This window comes from Methylomonas sp. Uni0009, from assembly GCF_054188105.3.
This window is the reverse complement of record NZ_JBTAFN010000001.1, coordinates 3,143,870-3,166,880: the sequence shown is the minus strand read 5'-3', so window position 1 is coordinate 3,166,880 and position 23,011 is coordinate 3,143,870. Positions and strand designations below refer to the sequence as shown.

Annotated in this window: 17 protein-coding genes; 4 read left to right on the top strand and 13 right to left on the bottom strand. The window is 52.7% G+C overall.

Translation table 11 applies throughout. From position 1 onward, the window contains the following. Positions 1–53 precede the first annotated feature (53 nt). The 5 genes from ACWAU0_RS14775 to ACWAU0_RS14755 form a co-directional block, all read right to left on the bottom strand. On the bottom strand, positions 54–3,980 hold the full coding sequence (locus ACWAU0_RS14775) for a PAS domain S-box protein (RefSeq protein ID WP_458137107.1): 3,927 nt from the start codon (positions 3,978–3,980) through the stop codon (positions 54–56). A gap of 48 nt (positions 3,981–4,028) precedes the next feature. Then, entirely contained in the window at positions 4,029–5,171 is a 1,143-nt protein-coding gene (locus tag ACWAU0_RS14770) for a response regulator (protein WP_319961998.1), read from the bottom strand. A gap of 234 nt (positions 5,172–5,405) precedes the next feature. Then, a complete protein-coding gene (locus tag ACWAU0_RS14765; RefSeq protein ID WP_458137106.1) occupies positions 5,406–6,887 on the bottom strand; it encodes an N-acetylmuramoyl-L-alanine amidase in 1,482 nt (493 codons plus the stop codon). Positions 6,888–6,896: 9 nt separating this feature from the next. Then, complete coding sequence (locus tag ACWAU0_RS14760) at positions 6,897–8,267, bottom strand: hypothetical protein (protein ID WP_458137105.1); 1,371 nt, start codon at positions 8,265–8,267, stop codon at positions 6,897–6,899. A 102-nt stretch (positions 8,268–8,369) separates the two neighbouring features. After that, complete coding sequence (locus ACWAU0_RS14755; RefSeq protein WP_205450687.1) at positions 8,370–9,410, bottom strand: M14 family metallopeptidase; 1,041 nt, start codon at positions 9,408–9,410, stop codon at positions 8,370–8,372. 264 nt (positions 9,411–9,674) lie between these two features. Between ACWAU0_RS14755 and ACWAU0_RS14750 the strand changes: the two genes are divergently transcribed. Further along, positions 9,675–10,031: an Imm51 family immunity protein gene (locus ACWAU0_RS14750; protein ID WP_033155298.1), complete on the top strand. Its 357-nt coding sequence runs from the start codon at positions 9,675–9,677 to the stop codon at positions 10,029–10,031. A 219-nt stretch (positions 10,032–10,250) separates the two neighbouring features. Here ACWAU0_RS14750 and ACWAU0_RS14745 read toward each other — a convergent pair whose 3' ends face one another. From ACWAU0_RS14745 to ACWAU0_RS14710, 8 genes are all read right to left on the bottom strand, one after another. Continuing rightward, on the bottom strand, positions 10,251–11,681 hold the full coding sequence (locus tag ACWAU0_RS14745) for a glutamate-cysteine ligase family protein (RefSeq protein ID WP_458137104.1): 1,431 nt from the start codon (positions 11,679–11,681) through the stop codon (positions 10,251–10,253). A 111-nt stretch (positions 11,682–11,792) separates the two neighbouring features. Continuing rightward, positions 11,793–12,152, bottom strand: coding sequence for a DUF4186 domain-containing protein (locus tag ACWAU0_RS14740; RefSeq protein ID WP_458137103.1), 360 nt, complete (start codon positions 12,150–12,152; stop codon positions 11,793–11,795). A 9-nt stretch (positions 12,153–12,161) separates the two neighbouring features. Beyond that, positions 12,162–13,175 carry a dihydroorotate dehydrogenase-like protein gene (locus ACWAU0_RS14735; protein WP_458137102.1) on the bottom strand — a complete coding sequence of 338 codons (1,014 nt, stop codon included), beginning with the start codon at positions 13,173–13,175 and terminating at the stop codon, positions 12,162–12,164. Next, positions 13,168–16,800 (bottom strand): pyruvate:ferredoxin (flavodoxin) oxidoreductase, encoded by a 3,633-nt coding sequence (gene nifJ, locus ACWAU0_RS14730; RefSeq protein ID WP_458137101.1) that lies wholly within the window; start codon positions 16,798–16,800, stop codon positions 13,168–13,170. The genes ACWAU0_RS14735 and nifJ overlap by 8 nt, the downstream gene beginning before the upstream one ends. Positions 16,801–17,106: 306 nt before the next feature. Next, a complete protein-coding gene (locus ACWAU0_RS14725; RefSeq protein WP_319963160.1) occupies positions 17,107–17,649 on the bottom strand; it encodes a hypothetical protein in 543 nt (180 codons plus the stop codon). A gap of 92 nt (positions 17,650–17,741) precedes the next feature. Further along, a complete protein-coding gene (locus ACWAU0_RS14720) occupies positions 17,742–18,206 on the bottom strand; it encodes an SRPBCC family protein (RefSeq protein ID WP_458137100.1) in 465 nt (154 codons plus the stop codon). 168 nt (positions 18,207–18,374) lie between these two features. Then, the gene (locus ACWAU0_RS14715) at positions 18,375–18,746 is read right to left on the bottom strand and encodes a hypothetical protein (protein WP_458137099.1); all 372 of its coding nucleotides are present in this window, start codon (positions 18,744–18,746) and stop codon (positions 18,375–18,377) included. Positions 18,747–18,814: 68 nt separating this feature from the next. Beyond that, positions 18,815–20,572 carry a L,D-transpeptidase family protein gene (locus ACWAU0_RS14710; protein ID WP_458137098.1) on the bottom strand — a complete coding sequence of 586 codons (1,758 nt, stop codon included), beginning with the start codon at positions 20,570–20,572 and terminating at the stop codon, positions 18,815–18,817. A gap of 382 nt (positions 20,573–20,954) precedes the next feature. On the opposite strand from ACWAU0_RS14710, the gene ACWAU0_RS14705 reads away from it, so the two are divergent. Genes ACWAU0_RS14705 through ACWAU0_RS14695 form a run of 3 tightly spaced genes read left to right on the top strand, consistent with a single transcriptional unit; the run spans position 20,955 to position 23,003 of the window. Then, positions 20,955–22,244, top strand: coding sequence for a hypothetical protein (locus ACWAU0_RS14705; RefSeq protein ID WP_458137097.1), 1,290 nt, complete (start codon positions 20,955–20,957; stop codon positions 22,242–22,244). A gap of 14 nt (positions 22,245–22,258) precedes the next feature. Beyond that, positions 22,259–22,474, top strand: coding sequence for a DUF2905 domain-containing protein (locus tag ACWAU0_RS14700; protein WP_458137096.1), 216 nt, complete (start codon positions 22,259–22,261; stop codon positions 22,472–22,474). Between the two features lie 25 nt (positions 22,475–22,499). Then, on the top strand, positions 22,500–23,003 hold the full coding sequence (locus tag ACWAU0_RS14695; protein ID WP_458137095.1) for a YqiA/YcfP family alpha/beta fold hydrolase: 504 nt from the start codon (positions 22,500–22,502) through the stop codon (positions 23,001–23,003). The last annotated feature ends 8 nt before the right edge of the window (positions 23,004–23,011 follow it).

The window sequence follows — 23,011 nt, the reverse complement described above, 5'->3', positions numbered from 1 at the left end:
CGCTCAGAGGCTGCGGACGAATTGGCTGATGGCAAAATAGTTTCGGAGTTACCCTAACCAGGGACAGTCCGTTTACGCTGCAACTCCGCCAGAGTCGTTTCCAGCGCATTGGCCAAACCTTCGGCCAGTACCATCGCTTCTTCGGCCTGATCCTTGGCGGCCACCTCGGCTTGCTGCGCCAAGTTCTGTATTTGCTGAATCTCGAAAATACCGGCAAAACCTTTCAAATTATGCGCCACAAATTTAATTGCGGCATAGTCGCGCTGCTGAGCGGCCAACCTTAGTTTATCGACGTTAGCCTGCTGCGCACCGTCCAGTGCGTTGTCTATCAATTTGTCTATAAATGCCTGACGACCGTCAAAACGCTGCTGTAAGGCCTCCCAATCGATCAAGCCTTCAGTCGCGACCGCCACCATAGCCTCATTTGCCGCTTCCGGAATTTCAATTACCTCGGCAGCACCCCCCTTTCCGCTGGCGTGATCAGACACCTTGCTGATGGACACATGCTGCCGCAACGCGCCAACCAGGGCGTTGGCATCGATGGGTTTGGTAACGCGATCCCGCATGCCCGTTTCCAGGCAGCGCTGCCGCTCTTCAGGCATGGCGTGAGCGGTCAAACCGATGATAGGTAAATCCGGCGCGATTTCCAGAATACGCCGCGCCGCCTGATATCCGTCCATCACCGGCATCTGAATATCCATCAGCACCGCGTCGAAACCGGCATAGCCAACTTCCTCCAAGCGATCCAGCGCCTGTTGACCGTTTTCCGCAAAAGTCACCTGCGCGCCTTCGTGGCTCAACAAATCCTCCAATACCAAGCGATTTAAAGCCACGTCTTCCGCAGCCAATATTCTCAAACCGCGCAAGCGCCCGCCATTGTCCTGATGATAATCCGCTGAATGCTCGACACCGGCATCCGTCGCCGGTAGCGGCACAGTCAAAGTGAATTTGCTACCTGTCCCCAACGTACTTTTGACGACAATATCGCCTCCCATCAAGTTGGCCAGATCCCGGCTAATTGCCAAACCTAAGCCGCTGCCGCCGAATTTACGGGTGGTAGAGTTATCCGCTTGCTGAAAAGCGGTAAACAGACGACCAATCTGCTCGGCGGTCATGCCGATACCGCTGTCCGTGACACTGATGTCCGTCATGTCTTTCTGCCAATAAATTTCCAGGCTGACATAGCCATGATTGGTAAACTTCACCGCATTTGACAATAAATTCACCAAAATCTGTCTTAAGCGCAAGGGGTCGCCAATCACCCATTCCGGCAAATCTTGGGGACGATGCACTATTAAATCGAGTTGCTTTTCCTTGGCACGCATATCCACCAGACTGATGGCATCCTGTATCAACGCATCCAGACGAAACGGATGCTCGTCTAAGGTCATCTTGCCGGCCTCTATTTTGGAGAAATCCAAGATGTCGTTGACCACACTGAGTAAATGCATGCCGGCATCATGAATACGGGCGCTGTTTTCCTGCATATTGCGCCCGGCATTGTCGCGCAGGTTCATTTTGGCCAGGCCGATAATGGCATTTAATGGGGTACGAATTTCATGACTCATATTGGCAAGAAACTCGCTTTTCATATGCACCAGGTGTTCGGCTTCCAAACGCGCGGCTTCGTGCGCTTGCTCTACCGCTTTGCGATGGCTAATGTCACGCATAACCCCAATGTAAGTGCTACCAAAATCGTCCATCAATTCGTTGACGCTCAACTCTATCGGCACCAGCAGCCCATCCTTACGCTTGCCTTCCACTTCGATTCGCCGGCCGATCATCACCCGTTCCTTGGTATTGTCCAGATGCCGGCGCAAATAACCGTCATGCTCGGAATAGTAAGGCTCCGGCATCAACATCTTCACATTTTGCCCCAATAACTCGTCTTCCTCATAGCCAAACAAATCGCTAATGGCGTCGTTAACCAGCAGCATGATGCCTTTGTTATCAATCAACACCACGGCATCGGACATGGTCCGCAGTACCGCCCTAGTCCTGGCTTCGCTGGTCATCAGTGCCGCTTTGGCACGTTTTTTTTCGCTGATGTCGCGCACCGTGGCTTGCAGCACAATTTCGTTGTCGATCTCCACCCGGCTGAGTTGCACTTCGGCGTAAAAGGTTTCGCCGGTTAAGCGTTGGTGCAACCATTCGAAGATCACCGAGCCTTCGGCGATGGCCTGCTCGAGCTTTTCATTGGCCAGCTCGGCGGATGATAGGCCGTTTGGTTGAAATTCCGGCGACAATGAGGCCGGGGTTTGCGCTAAAAACGCTTGTTCATCCCGGCAAGCAAACAGATTGAGTGCCGCTGGGTTAACCGAGATAAAGCCACGGCTGGCACTGAGGGTCATCAGCGCATCCCGCGACGATTCGAACAGCGCCCGATGCCGCTGTTCGCTGGCTTGCAAAGTTTGTATGGCCTGTTTTTGCGCGGAAATGTCTCTGATAAAGGCGCTGAACTCGACAGCATTTGCCAATTTATTAGGGGTGATGGCCAATTCAATCGGAAACTCATGCCCGTCACGGTGCAGCGCCACCACTTCAATTCGCTGATTTAACACCGTTCCGCGCCCGGTATCCAAATAGCGCCGTATGCCTTGCTGATGAGCTTGTTGGTAACGCTCCGGAATAATCACATCATGCAACAAGCGGCCCAAGACTTCGGTGGCCGGCCAACCGAATATCTGTTCGGCCTGGCGATTCCAGCCATTGATAAAACCATCGGCATCCATCTGCACCAAAGCATCCAACGCGGTATCGACAATACTGCGGATGCGGATCTCGTCCTCGCGCCTCGCAGCCAACAGCGCCGCAAAGCCATCAGCCATCTCGTTAAAGCTCTCCGCAACCTGCCCGATTTCATCACGCAGGGTTAACGGCATTCTTTGCTGAAAATCGCCGCCGGCAAACGCTTTTGCCGTTTTCGCCAGCCTCTCCACGTATCGGCTCACTGCAAGATGCGCGCCAATCGCAAAGTAAATGATCAGCATAAATATAAAGCCGGGGATGCCGATACTCAGCGCTAGCGTGGTTTTCGCCACGCCAATTCTGGCCTCGATCAGTTGTTCGGCGGCAGGGATAAAACTGTCGTAAATTTCCGCATACGCTGTATCCAGCGCTAAGGTAACGGTGGAATGAAAGTATTCCGGATTGATGGAGAATTTTTCCTCCACAATATCGGCAATGACATGCTGAGTAATCAGCCTGGCTGCGTTGACAATATTTTCCCTGGTGGTGGCGAGTATTGGGTGCAATTCCGGTTTATAGCGTTTAAAATCATGAGTCGTTTCTTCAATGACCCTGATGCCGGATTCGATTCTGTCCTTAATCAGGTAAATTTCGATTTTTTCCTGAGCGCTAATCTGCTTTTTGGCCAGTATCCCAATGCCATACGCACGCAATTGCGCAACGCCTTCCAGGGCCTTTGGCATTTGCTCGGTTACCAGCATGATCAGATGGTAGGAATCCAGATTCGAGTCGGTGAACAACAAAGATTCCTCGCCAATCAGTTCTTCTAAATCCAATAACTTCTCGACCAAACGGCTGTGTAAGCGGTAGCTTTCTTCAATGCTTTGGTTGGCGGCGTTTTGCCGGAGTTGCTCCCAATCGTTTTTTATATCCGCGTATGCCGCAGCGGTCAACGAATCCGCCGCCAGCGTTGGCCCCAAAGCCGATAAGGCCGCAGCGACTTTGGCTTCCGATACGTCAAGTTTATCCCGCAAACTCTCTATGCCGCCGAGCACCGCCACGGTAATACCGCGATGCTGCTGCACAGATTGCATGGTCTGCGTAATATGCTTGATTTGTAACAGTCCCTGCAGCTCGCGCTCTGAATCCAATATCACCCGGTTCAGACTTTGATACAGAGCGTAAAACACCACGGCAACCGCCAGCAACGACAGAAAACCTATCACCACAAACTTCTTGCTGAAACTCAATCGATTCATCAGCGCCACGGCGGGCGAAAACAAAGCTTGCATAGGCAATCCTCGATGCGAATATTAGATCGGTAGCGATTCGGACGGGAGTTAGCGGCGATCTTGGGCCGATAACAGCAAGGCTTTTTGTTTTTCGACAATTTTGTTCAAACGTAAGGCCAGCCTGTTATCGTTCTCGAACAGGTTGTCCATTTGCGAAGTGAGTTCGTCCACGTAACCATGTAGCAAAAACTCCTGGCTATCGGTCAACCCCAAATGAATAAAGGCGCTTTCCATGTTCATTTTGTGCTGTTCGGCTAAATTCACCATCTGCGAGTGATTACTTTGTTGATTGGCCTCGATTTCGATCAATAAATCGGTCAACTCTCTCACGCCTTCCAGGCGGGCATTCGCTTCCTGTAGGCGTTGTTGTTCGCTGATCATGGCTTCGATACGGGCACCGGCACCTTCGGCAAGTATCGCCAGATGATCGCGCAATCGGCCAATCGCATCCGGATCGTCGGTATCCAGGCCGGTCACCAATAGCGTTACGTGCGGAAAATTAAACACCAAGCGATCACCAGCCTGATAAATCCGGCCCAACTTAGCCACGTAGGTAAGGATGGAGGCTTCGAGCGGCGTACAGATTGTTTCCGGACTAAAGTCGTATTCGTTCACGGTATCGGTCAATTTCACCAAACCGTTTAGATCGTATTGCTGCAAGGTCTCGATTAACAAACTACCCAATTGCTGAAACGTATTGCATTGAAACGATGAGCGTAAGAACTGCAACACCGTGCCGGTTTCGCCCAAACTGGACATAGCGGTAAATGCGGTTTTTTGCGCATAAGACAGTTGCGATTGCAGTTGCCGTTTTTGCTGCTCGGCTTCGATGGCCAAATCGACCTTGCGCAGAAGCACGTCTTTTTTGGCATTTTTCGGAATAAAATCGTTACCGCCGGCATCGAACGCGGTCAGTAAAATCTCCAGATCGTCGTGGGCAGACACAAACATGACCTGCACATCGTCATTGCCGTCAGCGCGAATCTGCCGACATACCTCGATACCGCTGAGGCCCGGCATTTCAATATCCAACAAAATCAGATTGGGGGCCAAATCCATGGCGGCCAAACATTCCTCGCCATTGGCAAACTCGTGGAGTTGATAGCCATGCCCCTGCAATTGGTCGGTTATGACCAAACGCAACAGAGCATCGTCATCCACTACAAAAATACAGAACGGTTTTTCGGGCATGATATTTCCTGGGTTGCTGGATTTGCGGGTGAGGCGATAGCGTGTGCCAAATAAGCATAGCGGTCCGGGCCAAAATTGCCCGACCGCTTACTTAAACCATCTTAACAGCCGCAGCGAACATTCATGCCGGCGGCCGGGCAGAACTGTGACGGCCGCATCGGTTGTGATAATAAGCTTGTGATAAGGCGCCAAAAATACCTGATCACCAGCGGGATTGGCGTATACAAGCGCGAATCAGGCGCCGTGCGCATTGGCAATAGCCAACGCCGCCCAATCGAAGGCCGGGCCTATATCCCATTTATCGCTACGAAAATTCACATGACTGGCGATACCGGAATAACTTTGGAAAAAATCCAGATCGCGTTCGAATTGCTTGGCTTTGGGAGGCAAGGTTTTCGGTATGGAGAATCGCCCGCATAAATCGTTCAGCAGCAAGCGAATCGCTCCTACCTGCTGCGCGGGAAAAGTAGCGAAATACTGCTCGCCCCGATAGCTGGTTTGCCTATATTTATCGGTTTGGGTTTTGTCGCAGTATTGAGTACCGAATAACTGGGTTTGGCCCCGACGCGGCGGCCACCAATTCAAGACTTCCGGATTATCCGCCGCCGGCCGCAATGGCCCGACATTGGCAATTTCTATCGCTATCGAGCGCTGATCCAGCCGGCCGTTAAATCCCTTCACCCCCAGATGATAAGCCCACTGCGTCGGATCGAACACTTCATAGACCGTGCCGTCGACATCCACCAGATAAGCTGCGGCGATATGTTGGGCATCGCCGATCCAGGTATCGAACGCCGACTTGGCAGACGAACCCGCCGTGAAGTGCAAAACAATCAGATCTTTTTTCGGCCGCTCGGGAAAAAACTGCCCAGCCGGCAAACGGAATCGGGAGCGATTGATCTGCAAACCTGCAGCCGTAGCGGCAGCTTGGTCAATGAGCAGCATAGTATCGGTGCTCGCCTCGTCTTCGTTCGGCGTTAGCAATATCCGCGGATTGGGCCGATCTGTGGCCCCCGCCCAGAAAAAACAATTGTCTTTATCCTGATACCAATAGCCGTTGCCGGACACCACATCACCCGCCGTAAAGCTGACAACCTCGACTTTACTGCCGGCATCCAAGACGCGCAGCACCGGTGCGCTGACAGACGCGCTACTGCGGAGATTTACTTTACTCAGCAAGCCGATTGGCTTGCCGGCCACTAAATTGGTTGCCGGATCCGGCACCGCAGTGGCAATCAGCTGGGCAATATCGACATTGGCAGCGGGACAGTTTACCGAGGCGCGAATCGCGCTATGCGACAACACATGATCCGCATCGACGCTAATCCGCCAGCGGTCGGCAATTTCCCTGATTAATTTCGAGCATGCCGCTAATTGCGTGGCCGTAGGCGGGCCAAGCACCGACACTTCTAAGGCAACACCAATCGAGAAAAAATTGGGATTGGTGTTGGGCCGCTGCTTGATAAATTCGGCAGCCGGATTGACCACCAAACCGGCATGAAATGCCGTGTCGGCTTCCTGGACGTATTGATGAATCTCACCGTTGTTGCCGATGGCATAATGCACAGACTGCAACGTGCCCGGCTTGTTGTAGCACATAGCGGCATTCGTCAAGCTGCCATCAGTCGTATGCAAAACTATAATTTCCGGCTTTAAACCTGCTGGGCGGGCGACCCGAAAATTACCCGGCGCGCAGCCTATCCATTGCTTATCCATACGGCCTCCTCAGCCCTGCGCCTTCATATCGCCACGTTCGCCTTGTAACGGATTAGGCGTTGGCGAAGTGTCGGGGTTTTGCGGATCGCCGCCCGACGCCTGCGTGGTTTGGCGAATAGCTTTCTGCTCATCATCCTTGCGAGCAAGGCCGGAGCGCAATTGCACCAGCTTACTCAAAGCGTTATACCAAAACGGCCCGCCCAGACTCAGTAGAAAAATCGACAAAATCAAACCGGGAATACTCACCAATTTCCAATGTTTGCACCAGTTTTCCCGGTCGACGGGCAGGCTGATCAAACCCTGTTCCGCTAGAAAATTCAGATAATACTTTTGCTTTTCCAGATCGAGGCCTTTTTTGGCTGTAACAGTCTCGTCAGCCGAGGTCTCGGTATCCTGCTCTCCGCTAGCTTTGGCAGCGGCTGGTTCAACTGCATCCTTTACTTGCGTATCTTCCGTTATCGAAGGGGCCAATGCCACAAAAGTCGCGCGCATTTGCTCGTCCATGGACAGCCGATTGATCAAATACACGGTGTCCAACTGCAACGCAATCGCTACCAGGGTGGCGCTGATCACGCTGACTACGCGGGTAGTAGCGATAAATCTGACACTGACCCGGTCAAGCAAATGGTCGAAATTCAAACAAATGTTCGCCAGAAAATCGCTGGATGCTTCTTGTAGCAAGGCATTGGCCTCGCGCACGTCGTGCGCCAGTTCCGGGTTGGATTTTTCAAATTCCAGCGCCAGCATCCGCGCATTTTTTAAGGTAGCGGCCGGATCTTCGATACCATTGTCGTGCAATACCGATTTCAACTTGTCCAGCAGATCGATTTGTCCGGCGACGATTTTCTCCAACTGCTGAAACTGTTGTTTTTTGGTTTCGGCCTTTTCTTTTTTGATCTTGGCAAGCAAAGCTTCAATATCCAGGCGCTTAAAAAACAGCGGATATTCCAGGAGTTTGCTTTCCAACGCTTCCGTGGCCTGGCCAACATTGATGGTTTTATTGGCTAGCCTGGCTTTGATCTGTTCAAATTCCGTTTTGATCGACACATCGTAGCCAGCCGCTAAATCCAGCAAAATCTTGATAAATTCTTCGCGATGGATCACTTCGCCGAACTGAAAAAATTGCAACCACGCTGGCAGTCGGCAGCGACAGCGGCCGCCGATAGTCCGTTGCGTCAGGGTTAAGGCGGCGATGGCCTCGGCCTCGGTTCGGGAAAAGCGGGCATCCAACAATTCCAGCAAGTCGGCCAAACCGGTGCGCAGATTGCGGCCGCGGCTGGCCAGTAAATTCAAAATGCCCTGACTGATTAAGGTCACCGCCATGCTGACGATCAACATCACCACCGATAAACCCAGTAACACGTCGAGTGACTTCAACATTATTCTTCTCCTTTGGAAGGCCGTTGCGGCCGAATGAATCTAACATTCCCGCAAAGGCGGCGTCCAGGATTTTGGCTCTGCCGATCCAGCAGCAGCACAAACTCAAATGCCAGTCTCCACAGCCAAACGCTCCATCAAATAACACAAACAGTCCTGGCGGATGACTCGTGCGTCCAGCGTTAGCATGGACGGCATTGTTTGCCGAGTGATTTGCACTTGGCCATCCGTAACAGTCAGGAATTGCTCCGTAACCGGCTTACCGTCGTTGTCTTTGGCAATCAAGGGCATCCTGGCGCAGTCGGTTGTGCCCAACACCGTACCGGCCGGAATCTCCGTGAAATTCAGACTTTCCAATTCCGGATCAAGAAGCAGATCGGCAGTGGCATCGCTAAAGCTATAACGGACATTTTCGGCAACAGTCACTTGCGCCACCGTGTGATAAATATCCACATCCTGCTTCGCGACTGGTTGGGCCGGAAATTCATGCAAGTGCAGGCAACTGTCCAGAAATTGAAAAGCATGTTCGGTACCGTGCGGCTGGCCGGGACGGCCGCATTCCAAGGTCACCGCCGGGCAAAACTCGGCAAAGGCGCTGGATTGGGTACCCTTGGGATGGGTGAAATACACCAGCAAACGGCCGAACAGCGCACCCAGATGCAGAAAATCCTTATCCAATTTGTTGATGCAGGCGTAATGCGGATTCAGGCCGGTATTGTTATGCACATCCACACTGGCAAACACCTTGCGTTCACGCATAATCTGGCAGATCTGCGCCGCCCAAACCGTCTCCGGCGACTCGGGTAGCGCTGTGCCGGGCCAGATGCGGTTGAAATCCGGCTGGCCATCCAGCCGTCTTAGGTTAAAACGCGCCGCCTGGGTATTACCGAAAAACAGCGTCAAGCCGCGCGGCAAGCTTTGGCCGTGATATTTTTGCAGCAGCTTTTGTACTGCCAGAAAGCCGGTGAATTCGTTGCCGTGCAGCAGCACCGAGACGAATAACGTTTCCGGGCGTTTGCCGGGGAGGTGGAATAGTGTTGGTTCGGCGATTAGGGTGTGTAGGTTATTAACCGAAATATCCAGCAAACCGTTTGGCAGGCTGTCGAATTGTTTGGGGATGCAATTGGCGCGTGAAATCTGTGGCATAACGAATTTAACTGATTTGCTTGGAGCGATTCTATCGTTATTTTCAGGCTGACATAAATGAAACCGGGAAAACCACCTATGCTTACCCGGCCACAGCCTTATTAACCCGGCCCTATTTATCTCTGGTGCCCCGTTAGGGCTGAGCTCGTCGAAGCCTGAGGTGGCTGGCCCTTCGTTAAACTCAGTATCCTCAGGGCAAAGGCGAATGGCATTTCCGATCTACGCACCCGCTACATTTCACTAAATTTACATCCCGAGGTCCTTATGGATAAAGACAATACAGACAAGACTACCTATGCGCCGTTCATTCTTCTGGACTCGGGAGAATACCGGTCTCTAATACTTTCCGACCAGGATATGGTTGAGAAATTGCATGTATTCGAAGAGCGGGCTGACGAAGGCTGGAATGGCAACGGTTACGACTGGAACTCAATTGCTCAAGTCATACTATTCGAACAACTGCCCGATTTACAAGATGAGCTCGATTTCGATCCGGAGGCGGGAATGTTTTCCGCACAAGGATCACGTTCCGCGCTGGAACGTCTCGGAAAAGCAATGTCATTGGCCTTTAACAACGAAGAGGTACTTCGAGATCTGCTGTCACGGGCTGAACTTGATTGATCGGTTGGCGTAGAACAGTTGTTTATCATTCCCACGCTCCAGCGAAGGAATGTAGCCCGCACCGCTCCAGCAGTGCACATCGGGACGCTGGAGCGTCGTGCAACCCTGTTCCCACGCCGGAGCGTGGGAACAATGAAACCCTCTCCAGCAGGAGAGGGAGCTTTTTCTTAACTTAATGGCAGTAACGACTGAGCACCGAAAAGATGATGTTGCAGTTATTCATATTCCCCATGCCGAAACCGTTTCTCCACTCCGTTGCCGCTGCAAATAAACCCGCGTCAGCTCCGCAAATTCGCCCGGATTTTCCTTGATAAACCGCCGCTGCCAGTGGCTGCCGGTCTGTTGATTGGCTAGGCGCTGGCGAATCACATCCAGATAATTCTCACAATCAGCAGTGCAGATGCCCAAAGCCTGCAAGCCCTGAACGGCACGCGGCACTAGCTCCTGCTCGATCAGCACCGCCAACCGTAGTTTATGTTCACCAAACCAGACGACATGGCTATCCAAACCGTGCCGCGCCGCTTGATAAAAATTATCCTTGGCCTGGGCGAAGGATAACTCCGCCCCGCCCGCTTGCCGTTCGTCGGCCAGATTTTTCACCAGTCCATAATAAAAGGCGGCGTTGGCAATCATGTCCAGTACGGTCGGCCCTGCGGCCGGCGTACGGTGTTCGATGCGGATATGCGGCGTGCCGTCGGCATCGAAACCCACCAGCGGCCGGTTCCAACGCCAGATCGTGCCGTTATGCAGGCGTAAGTGTTGAAACGCTTCCGGCGCATCGTCGAAATACTCCGGCAGCAGAACCGGAAAATGTTGCTGGTTCTCGACAAAGCATTCCAGAATCGAATGCCGGGCAAAATCGGAACCGAAACTCACCCGGTGCAAGGGCCCGTCGGCGGCCCCGGCATAGCCGCCGGTGGCGATGGCCTGTTCGAACAAGGGAATACGGGTTTCCGCCCAGATATCCTTACCAAACAAAAACGGCGCGTTGGCAGCCAATGCCACCATCGCCGCCGAAGCAATGATAGCCGCGTTGTAAACGTGATGGGCAATGTTCAAAGGACATTGGATATGCAATTGAAACGAGGTGGTGGCGGCCTCCAGCATCACATCGTGATGCTCTATTTTCAGATGTTCATGCCCGCATATATCCAGCACAATCGGCCGGCCTCGGCAGCGCAAAATCTGTTGATTCAAGGCCCGGTAGCGATTCATGTCCGACATATTGCCCAAATGCAGATCGCTTTGCTGCAAGGTTGGCAAGGTGCCTATCGCCAACAAATGCAAATCCCGTTGCCGGGCGTGCTGTTCGGCTTGCTGCCAGGTGTTTTGCAAATCCTGATGCATGCGACTGAATACGTCGCCGGTCAACGCCAGCGGCGGCGTGTTCAGTTCGATATTGAATTTGGCCAGTTCCGGACCGGCCATCGGGTGGGCAAAAGAGTGCAGATAGTCCTGATTCATCGGTGCCGGCCGCATGTTGTCGTCCAGCAGCCAAGCTTCGATTTCAAAACCAGCCACCGGCTCGGCTTCCGAACAAGCGCGGCTGTTAATCAGCCTGCCGAGCAGTTCGGTTTCTGCGGATAGACGCTCGCGGAAACTCTGAAAGTCGGCATCTTGATAGATTGCGGCATGAATTTCTTGACCCATGACATTTGCGCTCGTAGTCCGGCGGAATAGCGGGGAATAGTAAGACCATTGCAGCTAAAGCACGAATTTAATCCATTTATGCGAATTACATATCTGCCGTTATCTGGCTGATTAAATATCGGTAACAGCAATCTTTAACCACCGCTCCAACACATTACAAACATAGGTTTGTTCGTCGTCACTCAACTCCCTGCCCTGCGGAATTTTATGCCATTTTTCCAGGCATCCTCGACAGCAGCAGGCGGTGGCGTGTTGCGCGACGAATACCGGATGGCCGCGAAACGGGGTTTGTTTGCCGTCATTGCGCGGCTCGGCGGCGGCCAGGCGCTTTTCGACAAAGTCCCTGGCGTGGCTCAATACCGTTTCCAGGCCTTTGCTCTTTAGATAATCCCGGTCTTTGGCATTAAAACGAAACTGGCTGCGGAATCTGGATTTAGCCAAACCGGCGAATAGTTCATCCAAATCCCGCACGGCTTCAGGCTATCTCAACACACCGGCGGACGGCGTGTAACTGTCCAATACATGGATGTAATTGGCACGCTCATACGCGCTAGGGTCTATGGCGTGTTGCTGGCTGACGCTGCCTTTCAGTTGGTTGATGGAATCGTATTCGTGTTCGATCAGCCATTGTTCCAGCTCCGCGCGAATTTCGCTGAGTTTGCCCACACCTTGCGCCAACAACACGCTGCACAGATGCACCACGTCCGCGCCCGCCAGCAAGGCTTTGATCACATCCGCGCTATGGTGAAAACCACCGGTGACCGCCAAGGACAATTTCACGCGACCATATAGCAAGGCCGTCCAGCGGATACGCAGCAAGGCTTCGGCTTGCGAAGACAATTGCAGTTTCGGCACCACTTCCAGGGTTTCCAAATCAATATCCGGCTGATAAAACCGGTTGAATATCGCAATACCATCCGCACCGGCGGCTTCCAGGCGTTGGGCGAAATGAATCGGCGAGCTGAATTGCGGACCGAGTTTTAAGGTCAGCGGCACACTCACCCGGCTTTTCAACTCCCGCAAAATATCCAGATAGCGGTTTTCCACCATTTCGCTGCTTTCATCGGCATTAGCCGCCAGATGGTAGATATTCAGTTCCAGGGCGTCGGCCCCGGCTTGTTGCAAGGCTTGGCCGTATTCGATCCAGCCGCCCTGGGAAATGCCGTTCAGGCTGGCGATCACCGGAATATGCAAACTACTTTTCAAGCGTTGCAGATGTTCCAGATATTGTTCCTGGTAAGTCAAAATATGGTCCGGCACAGGATGAAAGGAATCGGCCTCGCCATAGCCTATGCCCTGCCCGTAAAAAAACCGCTCCATCTGTTGCTGTTCGGCTTCGATCTTTTCTTCAAACAAGGAAGACATGACGATGGCCGCCGCGCCGGCATCTTCCAGGCGGCGGGCGCTGTCCAAGTCCTTGCTCAGCGGCGATGCTGAAGGCACCAAAGGATGCGCCAGTTTCAGGCCCAAATAATTTGTCGTTAAATCAACCATGTTGGCTCTCCTGGGCAAGATCGGCTTTCAGTGCGGCTTTGGCTGCCGCGACACTGGTGGCATCGCTCCATTCCAGCGCGGCCAGTTGTTGATAGTAGCGGTAGCGGTTTTTAACGTCCTGCTGCGCCTGTTTCAAAAACGCTTCGGCATGGTCGGGATGACTTTGCCAGAGCATGCTGAAGCGGGTTTCGCTCATCACAAACTCGCGCAGCGGCACCGACGGTTCCGCAGAATCCAATTGCATCGGATTCTTGCCTTGCTGGATGCGGCCGGGATTGAATCTAAACAAAGGCCAATGCCCGCTTTTTACTGCCAGATTTTGCTGTCTATGGTTGTTGGACAAATCCACACCGTGGGCTATGCAAGGCGCGTAGGCGATGATGATGGACGGGCCATTGTGGGCTTCCGCTTCCAAGAAGGCGTTGAGGGTTTGTGTGTCCTTGCCGGCATAAGCCACATGAGCCACATAAACATTGCCATAGTCCAGCGCCAGCAGCGCCAGATCTTTTTTCGCGGTGGCCTTACCACCGGCCGCGAACTTGGCCACCGCACCCAGCGGTGTAGATTTGGAAGTCTGACCGCCGGTGTTGGAATACACTTCCGTATCCAACACCAGGATATTGACGTTACGGCCGCTAGCCAATACATGATCCAGACCGCCATAACCGATGTCATAAGCCCAACCGTCGCCGCCGATGATCCAGACGCTTTTCTTGCACAGATAATCCGCCAGGGGCAACAGGGCTTGCGCGGCTGCTTGCTTCAGCGAGGGTAAATGCTGTTTTAATTCGGCGACGCGTTGGCGTTGTTCGTAAAGGCCGGCTTCATCGGCTTGGTCGGCGTGTAAAATCGCATCGACCAATTCGCCGCCCAAGGTTTCCCGTAGCGATACCAGTAATTCGGCCGCATGCTCAGCTTGTTTATCGATTGCCACCCGCATGCCCAAACCGAACTCGGCGTTGTCCTCGAACAAGGAATTATTCCAGGCCGGCCCCCTTCCCTCGGGATTTTTGGTCCAGGGCGTGGTCGGCAAGTTGCCGCCGTATATCGACGAACAGCCGGTGGCATTGGCTACCACCATCCGGTCACCGAATAGTTGTGATGCCAGCTTCACATACGGGGTTTCGCCGCAACCGACACAGGCGCCGGAGAATTCGAACAAAGGCTGTAACACCATCGAGCCTTTGATGGTGTTGGTTTTTAATAAGCGGCGATCGTATTCCGGCAAGGACAAGAAGTAATCCCAGTTTTGACTTTCCGGTTCGCGCAGCGGCGCTTGCGGCCGCATGTTCAAGGCCTTGCGGCTGGCGTTGGATTTGTCGCGGATCGGACAAATGTCAACGCAAAGTCCGCAGCCGGTACAATCTTCCGGTGCCACCTGATAACTGATCGACAGGCCGGCAGGAAAATCTTTACCCAGCATCGCCGCGTGCTTGAAGGTTTCGGGCGCATTGCTCAAGGCTTCGCTGGGCACGATTTTGCTGCGGATCGCCGCGTGCGGACAAACCATCGGGCATTTGCCACACTGGGTGCACAAATCGGTTTCCCAGACCGGAATCTCCAGCGCCAGATTGCGTTTTTCGTAGGCAGCGGTGCCGGTCGGGAAGGTGCCATCTACAGGCATTGCACTGACCGGCAAGGCATCGCCACGGCCAGCGATGATTTCACCGGTGACGCGACGAATAAATTCGGGTGCGCTATCGGCAATCAACGCGGCAATATCGAAACCGCTGTCGGCTTGCTTGGGTAAGGGCACATGGCGTAAGCCAGCCAAAGTTTCGTCGATGGCTTTGAAGTTTAAATCGACAATGCGCTGGCCTTTTTTGCCATAGGTTTTTTCGACGGCATGTTTAATCGCGGCAATGGCTTGCTCCTGCGGCAACACCCCGGAAATCGCAAAAAAACAAGTCTGCATGATGGTGTTGATGCGTTTGCCCATACCGGATTTTTCCGCTACCGCGTTGCCGTCGATCAGATAAAAACGGATTTTCTTATCCAGCATTTGCTGCTGCATCTTGCGCGGCAATGTCTCCCAAACTTCATCAGGCGACGCAGGGCTGTTTAATAGAAACACCGCTTTGTCGGCAGCGTTGGCCAGCATGTCATAGCGTTCCAGAAATACGGTTTGATGACAGCCGATGAATTGGGCGTCGTTCTCACCGATCAAATAGGTGGAACGAATCGGCTTCGGCCCAAAGCGCAGATGCGACACGGTAATTGCCCCGGACTTTTTAGAGTCGTAAACAAAATAACCCTGGGCATATAAATCGGTTTCTTCGCCGATGATTTTGATGGTATTTTTGTTCGCGCCAACGGTGCCGTCGCTACCCAAACCGTAAAACATGGCTTGAAAGGTTTGATCGTGGGTATCGGTGCGGTAAGCGGGGTTCCAATCTAAGCTGGTGTGGCTGACGTCGTCGTTGATGCCGACCGTAAAGTGATTCTTCGGTCTGTCGTTTTTCAGTTCGTCGTAAACCGCCTTGATCATGCCCGGCGTGAATTCCTTGGACGATAAACCGTAGCGGCCGCCCACCACTTTGGGCAGGCTGGTAAATTTTTCGCCGTCGCTGAAGGCTTGGGCCACGGCGGCCAATACATCTTTGTACAAAGGCTCGCCGTCGGCACCCGGTTCCTTGGTGCGATCCAGTACCGCGATTTTTCGGCAACTGGCCGGCAAGGCGTCGATCAAATGCTGCGGTGAAAACGGCCGAAACAAGCGCACTTTCAACAAGCCCACCGCTTCGCCCTGGCGATTCAGATATTCCAGGGTCTCTTCCACCGCTTCGGCGCCGGAACCCATAATCACGATTACTCGCTCGGCTTGCGGCGACCCGACGTATTCGAACAAGCGGTATTGACGGCCAGTCAAACCGGCTAGCCGGTCCATGGTTTGTTGGGCAATCTCCGGGAGTGCAGCGTAGTAAGGATTAACCGACTCGCGACCCTGGAAATACACGTCCGGGTTTTGCGCGGTACCACGCAGCACCGGCTTATCCGGCGTCAAGGCCCGGCCGCGATGCTCGCTAACCCAGCTGTCATCTATCATCGCCCGAATGACGCTGTCGTCGATCTCGACAATTTTGGCGACCTCGTGTGAGGTGCGGAAGCCGTCGAAAAAATGCATGAACGGGATGCGGCTTTGCAAAGCCACGGCATGCGCGACCAGCGCCAAATCTTGCACTTCTTGCGGCGAGTTGGAACACAACATCGCGTAGCCCGTCATCCGCGCCGCCATCACGTCGCTATGATCGCCAAAGATCGACAAGCCCTGGCAAGCAAGTGAACGGGCGGCGATATGAAACACCGTCGGGCTCAGTTCGCCGGCGATTTTGTACATATTCGGCAGCATCAACAACAGGCCTTGCGAGGCAGTGAAGGTGGTGGCCAAGGTACCGGCTTGCAGCGCGCCATGAATGGTGCCGGCCGCGCCGGCTTCGCTTTGCAGTTCGACTACGCGAGGTACGGTACCCCAAAGATTGGGTTGATCGCGGGAGGCCCATTCGTCGGCCCATTCGCCCATCGCCGAGGACGGGGTAATCGGGTAAATTGCGATCACTTCATTGAGTTTATAAGCAATGCTGGCCGCAGCCTGATTGCCGTCGATGGTGAGGGTTTGCTTTTGCATGGGATAACCTTTTCAGGAAATAAAACGGGGGGCCGTCGGGCAAAGCCGACGGCTTTTTTATGATGCTCTAAGCATAGTCAAAAATTGCCTGACTAATTTTTAGTCAATTTAAAGATGTCCCAAACAGGACGGGCGATTGGCTGGTTTGCTCACGATTTGATCACAAGTTTATCCACAACTTCTGTGTATAACTGTACTTTTGGACAATGGCTGCCACCGATAACAATAGCCTAAAACCCATAGACTCAAGCTGATTATTCCTCCCCCAACGGCTTATCCGCCGCCTAACATTTGCAAATCCTGCGTTTATTCAGCCCAGTCGTCGCGCAGTACGATAGGCATCACTTGATCTTCGACTGCAATCACGGCCTTATTCAACACTACCAATTGTTTATCCTCGACAAACTGCACACCCAACATATAAAAAATCGGCCCCCAAAACGGGTTGATCATCAAGCCACCGAGTATGCTTTTCGCGCTACGTTTCAAATTTTTTAACGGGTTAAAAGCGACAGCCAGTGTTTGCTGGGGATGCTCGGCGAATACGTCGGTGATCGGCTTAAAAGTCTGTTTATCCCGGCTTTCCAGTTCATCCAAGGCAACCGAGAGCTTGCGAGCCATTTTGTAAAAATGCAGACGCGCCGCAGTCGCCGATACCGCGAAGGCAATCGCCATCAGCGGCAACAGAATACTGGGCGGCAACAAGGGAGCGAAAGCCGGCGCCAGCAATACCAAGCCATATCCCAACATGACGGTATCTTCCCCGCGCTCGACATCGCGGTCCAGATTTTTAACGATAGCAACCACTTGATTGCCGGACTGATCCAAATAACCTTTGTCTTGAGCCATATTCGTCTCCTTCAGGTTGAATGTGCAGGGTCTTGATTAGATGCCTGCGGTTAAAAAAAGTCAACTGCCAAACCGATACCAAATTGCATGCGCTACGGCCCGCCAACGCCCCACTTTGCTTGCAGATAATCGCGGCGCGTATCGAAAATACGCTGCAACTTATCGCCGATAAAGCCATGCAACAACTGACCCAACCAGCCGAAGGGCATCGTATAAAACACGATGTCTTCCAATACGATGCCCTCCTCGCAAGGTCTTAGACACACTTCATGGCTCCAGAATCCAAATGGACCAACCGCTTGTTGATAGACAAACCGGTTGGGCTTATCGCAGTGGCTGACTTCCGACAGCCAGGACATGGGCACCCCCAAAACCGCCTTCATCCGGTAACGGATCAATAAGCCAGGGTAAATATCCTCGGGCACCGGCGAAGTAATATCGACATGAAAAAACTCCGGCGTAATTTGATTTAAATAGTGCGGAGAGGAAAAGAACGCCCACGCCTGCTCCTGACTGAGCGCCAAGCGTTGCTGGCGGTGGATGTGGTAAATTTTCATGATACTGGCGGAAGACGATGCTGAGCTACTGCGATAGCCAGCAATCTACCGTAAAAATATTTTTGCGGTAGTGCTGCTTATGCACCGCAGTGACGCGGATACGAGAGCCCGGTCATCAGAACACCCGCAGGCGAGGCAAGATCCGGGTAAACCCAAACAAACCGAAGATTAGAGAGTCTTGCCGCTTTCTGCCTTGATTTCAGCAATTAAATCGCCGAGGTTTTCGCGTTGTCTCAGCACGAAATTTCGGCTTTCCACTGCGGTGCGACTACCCAGCACGATGATGTCCTTGCGGTGTTTATGCGCCAAATACCCGGCCAGCAAACCACCGGAGAATAAGGCAAGCGGATGGCGGATCAGTGCACGGGTGATGCTTTTGCTGGCGTGCGTCAACCCGGAAATCACGATACCCATCACGACACCTTTGACCAAAATCTCGCCATTGGTCGGCGGTGCCATTCTAACTTTCTTGCCTTTGCGCGCCGGCGATTTCTTAACTTTCTCGGTAACCGCCTGGTTTACTATTTTTGCTTGCGTCATATCCCTGTCTCCCAAAAAACCACACTCCGGATAACAGCATAATCCAAAACCCTTAAAACTGAACCCCGTTAACCGCCGCCGGCACTATTTACCGCTTTACTGACCAATTGTTGTTTAGCGCCCGGATTGGCGGCTTTGCTCAAAGCGGTTTGTAACAATTGATCTTGACCATAAATATCCGGGTAAAAGCGCGGTTTATCGTCAAGGCCCACAAACACAGTGGTATAAAAAAACAACACAGGTATCGATTTTTTCAGCGTGACCCGTTGAGTTTTGGGCCCGGCCATGGCTTGCTGTATCGTTTGTTGGTCCCATTCGGCTTGGTCGCCCAGCACAAATTCCGCCAGCTTTTCAGCCTCCGCCACTCTAACGCAGCCGTGACTGAGATCGCGGCGATCACGATTAAACGCGGCTTTGCCCGGCGTATCGTGCAAATACACATCGGCTTTGTTCGGAAAAATAAATTTCACCCGTCCCAAGGGGTTGCTGCTGCCGGGTCGCTGCCTGGCGCGGACCCGCCCGCTCTTGATTTCGTCGACGATGCTGTCCTGATTTTCCTCTTCATCGTCGTCGGCGTCACGTCCCACCAATTCTATATCCTGATTCGCCAGAAACTCTTCATCGCTCACTAACTTGGGCAGCATTTCCTTGTCCATAATACTTTTCGGGATATTCCAATACGGCATGAATTCCAGATATTTCATTTCTTCCCAGAGTACCGGCGTCTGATTTTGCTCGGCTTTGCCGACGATGACTTTCATCGTCAAAGGCTGTTGATCGTCACGGGAATTGAAAGCCCATAACTGAAACGCCGGAATATTCACAAATATCCTCGGCCCTTCCGGCAACTCAGGCATCCAACGCAAACGCTCCATGGCTAATTCAAGCATCGCAATTTTTTCGGCCGGCGTTTGATTCAATAAGGCCAGAGTTTGTTTACCGATCACCCCATCGGCTTTTAAGCCTTGTTGCTGCTGTAAGCGTTGCACTGCTTCCGTCGCGGCCGCATCGTAAAGTGTTTCCGTGTTGCCGGCACCAACAACGTCTTCCGCTTTCAGTACACCCAACTCCGCCAAACGCTGGCGTAACTCGGGCAATTGCGCGTCTTGCTCGCCTGGGCGCAACGATTTGGCAAAAAGCAGTTTTGGCTTCTGCGCCCCAGTATTTTGCTGACGATAAGCAGCCAACAAAGTCTTTAACTGCTGATATTGCTTGAATTTTGGCGCCAGCGCCGCCGGCAGTTCGGCAAGGGATTGTTGTTGGATATGTTGATTCAGCGATACGGCGACCTCGCTTGCCGATTTGGCGGCAAACTGTGGGGGATAATTGAAGTCGCGCGGATCAACCCGGCCAATATGCAGATCATGCGCGTAATGCACCAATGCTATCGACAAAGCCACGTCGTAAGAGACCAACTGCGTCGTTGCAGTGTGTGGCAGCGCAACGGCTTGTTGTATGTAGCCGCGCAAACGCTCAACTTCATAAACGTCCGGATTTAAACCATCGACTTTGGCATTGCTCAGCAAGCTCAAAGCGTCTTCGCGATTTTTCGCGGCTCGACCTTCCCCCAGCCAAATCAGCTGGTTGGCATTCATCTGATACAGCTGTTTTAGTGCGTCGCTATACTGCGAAAAATCCGCTTGCGACAGCAAAGGCTGCTGTTTGCCGGCTAGTAACGATTGTATGGCTTGCCCTACAGAAGGCTCCGGGCTCTGGCTGCTGGCGGATTGCGAAAAACCATACAACAGCATCAGTACCGTCAGCAGATACGGTGGAAAGTTGCGCCTGGTTGTTTGATTGGTGCGTGATACGGCTTGCTGGGTCATGATTTTTGCAAGTTCAAATTCGGACAAAGGTTGCCATATTGACAAAATACGGGCTCAAGTTCTAGTTTTGCCCGATAAAAAGGGCTTAATGCCATACAGTTCAGCGATCATTGCCGCACCCTAAAAAGTTACGGCTAAAGTGATGCTGCTATCGGCAAAATACCGTGCAGGCTCAAGTTTCACAAGTTTGGATCATGCTGTTCGGAACATGTCGATCAGCATGTACGCTAGCTAACAAAATAAGCTCAACCGCCTGTTTGTAAATGATTTTTGCCGATCTAGCAGGCATCTGTATAAGAATTTACCGATTAACGGACAGGCGTATCGCGCTAGAATAGCGGCGTAAATTCTGTTTCAGCACCCATCCGCGCCTATCGTTTTCATGCATCCCCATCCAGAACCCGAGCAAACACCTAACGCCAGACAGCTAAATAGCGATTGCCGCTGCTCATCACTAAATCGCACAGCGCTGCGTCGCGAACTGAACAGGCTGGACGAAAACGGCGATTTGTATCGGATGATTGCGGAGGAGCGGCCGAATTTATTTGCCGAGTCCGCGGTGTTTATCGATCAAGCTTGCCTGGACCAACAATTGGCAATCATCGCCGCGCTGGAACACGTAATTGCCTTGCCGGCGTATCAACAACAGGTACTTACATACGCACCGGACGCGGCGCGGTTTTTAGCCAAAGCCCATGGCGTATTTCTAGGCTACGACTTTCATTTGAGCGCCGACGGCCCAAAACTAATCGAAATCAATTCCAATGCCGGCGGCGCGATGATTAATGCGTTATTGATTCGCGCGCAAAACAGCTGTTGCGAAATCGCCGGCAACCAGCAGCCTGGCACACTTAAATTGCCTGGGCAGGATACTCAGCCAGCCGAAACCTTATTTATCGACATGTTTTACCGGGAGTGGCGCGCGGAGCGTGGCTTGGCGCCGCTGCGCAGCATTGCCATTGTCGATGAAGACCCACAAAATCAATACCTGTGGCCGGAGTTTCTGTTGTTTAAACAGTTGTTCGAACAACATAAAATCAAAACCGTAGTCTGCGACCCCAAGGCCTTGCGCTATGACGACGGCGCACTTTGGCACGGTGATCTGCAAATCGATCTGGTTTATAACCGCTTGACCGACTTTGGCTTGGAATCTCTAAAATGCCGGAGTTTACGAGAAGCCTATCTGGCCGATGCAGTCGTGCTGACGCCGCACCCCAGAAATCATGCGCTGTATGCCGACAAAAGAAATCTGGTCTGGCTGGGCAAAGACGACTTTCTGCGTACAATCGGCGTCGATGAGCGTACCCGAACACTATTGCGAGAAGGTATCGCCCACACGATGCTGGTTGATGCGCAGAATGCCGATCAGTTCTGGGCGGAACGTAAGCAGCTGTTTTTCAAACCCGCCAGAGGCTATGGCAGTAAAGCGGCGTATCGCGGCGATAAATTGACACGGCGCGTTTTCGAGGATATTTTGCAACACGATTATGTAGCGCAGACGCTGGTAAAACCCAGCGAACGGCATCTGGATGCCGGCGAGTTAAAACTGGATTTGCGCCACTATGTCTATCAAGGCCAAACCCAATTGCTCTGCGCCCGCCTCTACCAAGGCCAAACCACCAACTTTCGCACGCCGGGCGGCGGTTTCGCGCAAGTGGTAGTCATTCCGTAACGCATAGGAAAAAAATGGAACCCGGTAAAGCACTCATTACTATCGGCTCGGCCATCCTGGTGCTCGGCTTGGTTCTGAATTACGCCCCATGGTTGGTGAATTGGTTCGGCAAGCTGCCTGGGGATATTCGGATTCAGAATAAAAACTGCTTCGTGTTTATACCGATTACATCGATGATTGTGGTCAGCTTGCTGATCACATTGCTGGCCAACTTGTTTTTCCGAAAATAATCTTTCCGACAGCGAGAAAAAGACTATGAGCAAACTGGTGATATACAACCACGGCAAGGACAGTATTCCCTGGGGCGAAAAGCCATTGGCACTGGCGGAGGTCGCCAAACGCCAAGGGTTTGAATTTATCAGCCCGGATTATCAAGCCAGCAACGATCCGGACTGGCGCGTGCAACAGCTATTGGCGCTGGATGTATCGGGATATGAAACGATAGTGCTGGTGGGCTCCAGCATGGGCGCTTATGTTTCGACCGTCGCGGCGGAAATCATCAAGCCGAAGGGTTTGTTTTTGATTGCGCCGGCATTTTATTTGCCAGGCTATGCGCGTACCGAGTTTAAGCCTAGCACCGCCAACATTGAGGTCTTTCACGGCTGGCAAGATGATGTGGTACCACCGGAGAACGCCTGGCGCTTCTGCCGCGAACATCACGCGCGTCTGCATATATTGGATGCCGACCACCGCTTATTAAGCATATTGCCCGTAATGGCGACAGCGTTCGCAAGATTTCTCGGCGATTGTGCCGCTTAACACCCAGG